Origin of the sequence: Onishia niordana, assembly GCF_004798965.1 — a bacterium.
Taxonomy (GTDB): Bacteria; Pseudomonadota; Gammaproteobacteria; order Pseudomonadales; family Halomonadaceae; genus Onishia; species Onishia niordana.
The window spans coordinates 1-237 of record NZ_SDSD01000163.1 but is presented as its reverse complement, the minus strand read 5'-3'; the positions used below and the strand labels follow the sequence as shown (position 1 = coordinate 237).

At 40.5% G+C, this 237-nt stretch carries 1 pseudogene; it reads left to right on the top strand.

The window, feature by feature from the left end:
* Positions 1-237: pseudogene (locus ETC27_RS18350) on the top strand (hypothetical protein); the annotation flags it as partial.

The window sequence follows — 237 nt, the reverse complement described above, 5'->3', positions numbered from 1 at the left end:
GTATGATGAATCAAAAAAAATTAACATTATTCGGATTCTTTGCTTTAACTGCTTCAATGGTTTTGACCGTATATGAGTATCCGACCTTTGCCACTTCTAAATTGCACTTAGTTTTCTTTTTACTACTAGGCGGAATACTATGGTCTTTACCACTTGACCTATGTGCTGGAGAACTGGCAACAGAAGAAGGGTGGAAAAATGGCGGCATCGTCAGCTGTGCGGGCCAAACTTTAGGTG